Below are 4,326 nucleotides of genomic sequence, written 5' to 3' on the forward strand. Positions count from 1 at the left end.
CACCGCCCAGGTGGCGAAGCGGTTGGTCTGGGGCGAGGTCTTCGGGTCCGGCCGATGTCGAAGAAGTCCCCGTTGATCCCGGCGACCGCCCCGGTCCGGTCCGCCATGCCCTTCACCGGGGCGCGGGCGGCCACGGCCCCGGGCCACAGCAGGTCGACGCGCACGGCCGGGTCGGCGAGATCGACCTCGACGACGTCGGCCATCACCCGGCCGACGCCCAGGTCGGTCGTCAGCTCCCGGTGCGTGATCCCCGGTCCGACCTCGACGGCGGGCCCGACCGACTCGATGATCGGCTGCGGCACCTCGGGCGGCGCCGCGGACGCGGTCGGCGCGACCAGCAGCAGCGCCGCACCCAGCGATATCGCCGTCACACTCAGTCGTCCGACCTGCATTCCTGCGCCCCCAGCTTGTGACTCCTGAGGCGGATGTGACCACGAGTCGCGAGCGACCGGGAGGGACGTCACCCGACGGGATCGCGAGCGTGACCCCACCGGGTGACCTCGGGACCACCTCGTCGCCGACAGCGCAGGCCCGGATGGGCGCGGACCTGGTCAGCCACGCTTCTCCATCGTCACCGGCCGTACCGAGCACGTCGACGAGCTCTACGCGGCGGGGATCCCAGCGGGCTCACCGACCGACGGGTCAGGGCGCTGCGGGACGAGCGGGACCTAGAACACCTTGGCGCCGTAGACCTTCGCGACGGTCAGGGCCATGAGGACGCGTCGGTCGGCGACCATCACCGACCGGTACTCCGCCCAGTCCGGGTGCTCGCCCGCGGCATGCCGGTAGTAGTCGACGAGCGCCTCGACCTGGGGGGAGTCCTCCGAGGTCCCCGGCCCGGTGAGGGTCACGGTGCCCTCGGCGGTGGCCCAGGTGCCGCCGTCGGGGCTGGTGACCTCCAGGGCCGCGCGGGGGTCGCGGCGCAGGTTGGCGGTCTTGGCCCGGCCCTCGATCATCGAGATGTAGACGACGCCGGCCGCGCGGTCGTAGAACGGGGTCACGGGGGACAGCTGCGGCGAGCCGTCCTTCTTGATCGTGGCGAGGACGCCGAGCCGGGCCTCGGCGAGCAGGGCGTACAGGTCGTCGTTGGTGACGGCGGTCATACCCGGACCAACCCGTGCCCGCCCGCCCGCATTCCGGTAACCGGGGTGAACCGGCCCGGGGTCCCTCAGTACGCTGCCGAGGGTGTTGACCAGGATGTCGTCGCTGTTCCTCCGCACCCTCCGCGAGGACCCGGCCGACGCGGAGGTGCCCAGCCACAAGCTGCTCGTCCGCGCCGGTTACGTCCGCCGCGTGGCCCCGGGGGTCTACTCCTGGCTGCCGCTCGGGCTGAAGGTGCTGCGGCGCATCGAGGAGATCGTGCGCGAGGAGATGGACGCCATCGGCGCCCAGGAGATCCAGTTCCCCGCGCTGTTGCCCCGTGAGCCCTACGAGGCCACGAACCGCTGGACCGAGTACGGGCCCAACATCTTCCGGCTCAAGGACCGCAAGGGCGGCGACTACCTGCTCGGCCCCACCCACGAGGAGCTGTTCACGCTCACCGTGAAGGGCGAGTACGCGTCCTACAAGGACTATCCCGTCATCCTGTACCAGATCCAGACCAAGTACCGGGACGAGGAGCGCCCCCGCGCGGGCATCCTGCGCGGCCGCGAGTTCCTGATGAAGGACTCGTACTCCTTCGACCTGACCGACGAGGGGCTGTCCGAGTCGTACGCCAAGCACCGCGGGGCGTACATCAAGACCTTCGACCGGCTGGGGCTGAAGTACGTCATCGTGGCGGCCACCTCCGGCGCCATGGGTGGGTCGGCGAGCGAGGAGTTCCTCGCCGAGTCCGAGACGGGCGAGGACACCTTCGTCCGCGGGCCCGGCGGGTACGCGGCGAACGTCGAGGCGGTGACGACCCCCGCGCCCCCCGCGCAGTCGGTCGAGGACAAGCCCGCCGCCGTCGTGCACCACACGCCGGACACGCCCACCATCGAGACGCTCGTGGACTTCCTCAACGCCAACACCGACCGCAAGTTCACCGCGGCCGACACGCTGAAGAACGTGCTGCTCAAGACCCGGCAGCCCGGCTCGGCGGACTGGGAGCTGCTGGCGATCGGCGTGCCCGGGGACCGCGAGGTGGACATGAAGCGCGTCGAGGCCGGGCTGGAGCCCGCCGAGGTCGCCCTGCTGGAGGAGTCGGACTTCGCGCGCAACCCCTTCCTCGTCAAGGGGTACATCGGGCCCGCCGCCCTGCAGGGCAACGGCGTGAAGTACGTCGTCGACCCCCGGATCGTCACCGGCACGGCCTGGGTGACGGGTGCGGACAAGGCCGACCACCACGTCGTCGACCTCGTGGTGGGCCGGGACTTCACCCCCGATGGCACCATCGAGGCCGCGGAGGTGCGCGCCGGTGACCCCTCGCCGGACGGCACCGGGGTCCTCGAGGCCGCACGCGGCATCGAGATCGGGCACATCTTCCAGCTCGGCCGCAAGTACGCGGACGCCTTCTCCCTCGACGCCCTCGGCCCGGACTCCAAGCCCGTCCGGATCACCATGGGCTCCTACGGGATCGGCGTCTCGCGGCTGGTCGCGGCCATCGCGGAGCAGTCGCACGACGACTCCGGTCTCGTCTGGCCCCGAGCGGTCGCCCCGTTCGACGTGCACGTGGTGATCGCGCACAAGAACAACCCGGAGCTCTTCGCGGGCGGCGAGGCGCTGGCCGCCGAGCTGGAGGCCGCGGGCCTGTCCGTGATCCTCGACGACCGGAAGGCCAGCCCCGGCGTGAAGTTCGCCGACGCCGAGCTGCTCGGCGTGCCCACGATCGTCGTCGTGGGGCGCGGGCTGGTCGACGGGAAGCTGGAGGTCAAGGACCGGGCGACCGGCGAGCGGTCCGAGATCGACCGCGAGGGCGCGGCGAGCACGATCGCGGCACTCGTTCGGGCGTGACCGAGTTCATTAGGTAAGCCTCACCTTTCCTCGCTACGGTGGTGATCACCGAGCGAAGGAGAGGTGGGGCATGTCGCGGGAGCTGCGGATCGCCGTCATCGGGGCGGGGCCGGCGGGCATCTACGCCGCCGACACGCTGATGAAGTCCGGCACGCCGTGTTCGGTCGACCTGTTCGACCGGCTCCCGGCGCCGTTCGGCCTGGTCCGGTACGGCGTCGCGCCCGACCATCCGCGGATCAAGGGGATCGTCGGGGCGCTGCACTCCGTGCTGAGCAAGCCGGGTGTGCGGCTGTTCGGGAACGTCGCCTACGGGCGGGACCTCTCGCTGTCCGACGTCCGGATGCTGTACGACGCCGTCGTGGTCGCCACCGGCTGCGAGCGGGACCGTGAGCTGGACATCCCCGGGATCGACCTGCCGGGCAGCCACGGCGCCGCCGAGTTCGTGAAGTGGTTCGACGGGCACCCGGACGTCCCGCGGGACTGGGCGCTCGACGCCCGGCACGTCGGCGTCATCGGGGCCGGGAACGTGGCGCTGGACGTGGCGCGGGTGCTCGCGAAGCACGCGGACGACATGCTCTCCACCGAGATCGCGGACAACGTCCACGCCGGGCTCGCCGCGAACCGCGCCACGGACGTGCACGTCTTCGCCCGCCGCGGGCCTGCGCAGGCCAAGTTCACGCCGATGGAGCTGCGCGAGCTCGACCACGTGCCGGGCGTGGAGGTCGTGGTGGACCCCGAGGACGTCGACTTCGACGAGGGGTCGCTCGCCGCGCTGCGGGAGAGCAAGCAGACGCAGATGGTCGTGAAGACGTTGCAGGACTGGGCGTTGCGGGACCGCCGCCCGGCCGAGCGGCGGCTGCACCTGCACTTCCTCACCGGGCCGGTCGAGGTGCTCGGGCGGGACCGGGTCACCGGGCTGCGCACCGAGCGGATGCAGCTCGACGGCACCGGCGGCGTGCACGGCACCGGTGTCTACACCGACCACCCGCTCCAGGCGCTCTACCGGGCCGTCGGGTACATCGGGTCGGAGCTGCCGGAGCTGCCGTGGGACGCGCTCTCCGGCACGCTCCCGCACGCCGCGGGCCGGGTCCTGGACTTCGACGGTCAGCAGGTCCCCGGCGTGTACGCCGTCGGCTGGATCAAGCGCGGGCCGATCGGCCTGATCGGGCACACCAAGGGCTGTGCGTCGGAGACGGTCGGGTCACTGCTCGCGGACACCCTGGCCCCGGCGCCCGTGCCGGACCCGGCGGCTGTGGTGGAGCTCCTGGAGGAGCGGGGCGTGGACTACACGACCTGGGAGGGCTGGCTGCAGCTCGACAAGCACGAGCGCGGGCTCGGCGAGGAGCGCGGCCGGGAGCGGATCAAGGTCGTGCCGCGCGAGGAGATGGTCGAGCT

At 72.0% G+C, this 4,326-nt stretch carries 3 protein-coding genes and 1 pseudogene; 2 read left to right on the forward strand and 2 right to left on the reverse strand.

Annotated features, from left to right (window positions below):
- Positions 1-371, reverse strand: a pseudogene (locus H5J29_RS22700) (hypothetical protein); the annotation flags it as partial.
- A 297-nt stretch (positions 372-668) separates the two neighbouring features.
- Positions 669-1,103 carry a PPOX class F420-dependent oxidoreductase gene (locus tag H5J29_RS22705; protein ID WP_181783066.1) on the reverse strand — a complete coding sequence of 145 codons (435 nt, stop codon included), beginning with the start codon at positions 1,101-1,103 and terminating at the stop codon, positions 669-671.
- An 82-nt stretch (positions 1,104-1,185) separates the two neighbouring features.
- On the opposite strand from H5J29_RS22705, the gene H5J29_RS22710 reads away from it, so the two are divergent.
- Together H5J29_RS22710 and H5J29_RS22715 are read left to right on the forward strand one after the other, a co-directional pair.
- Positions 1,186-2,931, forward strand: a complete 1,746-nt coding sequence (locus tag H5J29_RS22710; RefSeq protein ID WP_181783067.1) for a proline--tRNA ligase — start codon at positions 1,186-1,188, stop codon at positions 2,929-2,931.
- Between the two features lie 70 nt (positions 2,932-3,001).
- A partial coding sequence (locus H5J29_RS22715; RefSeq protein WP_181783068.1) for an FAD-dependent oxidoreductase occupies positions 3,002-4,326 on the forward strand: 1,325 nt, incomplete at its 3' end.

This window comes from Pseudonocardia pini, from assembly GCF_013870575.1.
GTDB lineage: Bacteria > Actinomycetota > Actinomycetes > Mycobacteriales > Pseudonocardiaceae > Pseudonocardia > Pseudonocardia pini.

Coding starts and splice junctions, on each gene's coding strand:
- H5J29_RS22705 (WP_181783066.1), bottom strand. CDS start 1,103: ATGACCGCCGTCACCAACGACGACCTGTACGCCCTGCTCGCCGAGGCC.